The sequence below is a fragment of the Micromonospora sp. NPDC047467 genome (assembly GCF_040643095.1).
Lineage (GTDB): Bacteria > Actinomycetota > Actinomycetes > Mycobacteriales > Micromonosporaceae > Micromonospora.
Map to the genome: position 1 here is coordinate 1 of NZ_JBEYTO010000038.1, position 1,152 is coordinate 1,152.

At 68.4% G+C, this 1,152-nt stretch carries 2 protein-coding genes; one reads left to right on the plus strand and one right to left on the minus strand.

Going from position 1 to position 1,152, the window contains the following annotated elements; translation table 11 throughout:
• Nucleotides 1-534 (plus strand): hypothetical protein (locus tag ABZ780_RS31760; protein ID WP_357488461.1); only part of this gene is annotated, 534 nt, incomplete at its 5' end.
• Nucleotides 535-715: 181 nt separating this feature from the next.
• Here the strand turns inward: ABZ780_RS31760 and ABZ780_RS31765 are convergent.
• Nucleotides 716-1,152, minus strand: a 437-nt coding sequence (locus tag ABZ780_RS31765) for a hypothetical protein (RefSeq protein ID WP_357488463.1), incomplete at its 5' end; no start/stop codon positions are given.

Here is a 1,152-nt window from a genome sequence, read left to right on the forward strand (position 1 = left end):
GGGGCCGCTGTGTGGACACTGGCGAGCCAGCGCTCGCAGATCAGGGAGCAGCGGCAGTTCATCGCGGAGCAGTCGGCCAATCTGGCGTTGGAGCGCGAGGAGCTACGTGCTGCCGCTGCTGCTCGGAGGGAGGCGCAGGCGAAGCAGGTTCATATGAACTACCAGGTGGAGGGCGGATCGTGGGATAGCGAGGGGAATGTGGTCGGCTATGACCACTGGGAAGTCAGGATACGAAACGGCAGTGATGACCCTCTGCGTGATGTCGAGGTTCGGTTCGGCACGGCCTACCTAGCGGCGGAGGTGTACGAGGTCCCGCCTTCGGCGTTCTCGGGGCCCAACCCTGGGGAACGAAGGTCGCTCCCTGTCCATCTGCTAGGTCCTGGCCGGGTGCTTCGTTTTCTCTCTCCGCAGTGGTCTGAGGCTACGGTTGACAACAACCGGCCGACCCTGTTCTTCACCGATGATGGCGGGGTGCGTTGGGCGCTTGACTGGCAAGGAAAGCTGGAGGAGACGCAGCCGGAGCCGCAGGCTTAGCGGAGGCCCCGCCTCTGTAGGCGGGGCCTCGTCGCGTCAGGTCAGTTCGTCGGGCTGGTCGACGCCGCTCTGCTCACGCATTGCCTGATCGGGCTGGTGGTGAACTGTTGGCGCTGCTCGGGGTAGATGGGCTGGTAGATCCGGCGGTAGACGGCGGTAGATGCGCCGGTAGACCCGCAGGTCAGACGGCGGTAGACGGCCCTGTGGGTGCGTCCTCGCCGATCGGCTGAGAAGCGAGCAGGTCTGCCCTCCGGACGCCCCTCGTCGGGCCCTTACTGCCGGGCGCCTTCACCTTGAGCTGGACGGGGATCCCCAGGGCCTCCAGACGGGCCCGAAGGTCACCCACTGTCCAGTCCTGCCCGTGGCCCTGCTCCTGGAGGTGGGCGAGGACCGTGCGGAGGTGCACCGCGTCGGCGTCTCCCATCGCCTCCAGCAGCAGGGCCCGTACGGCGTCCGTGTTGGGCGCGGCGGGGGCGTCCTCGTCGGCCGGGGTGGGGGTCGGCCGACCGGCCCGCCAGGCGGCGAGCAGCCACCCGGCGGAGAGCAGCCACAGCAGGTTGGGGACTGCCCGGACGAGCCGCCACAGCAGGTACAGTCCCAGGGCGAGGAGGATGGCGG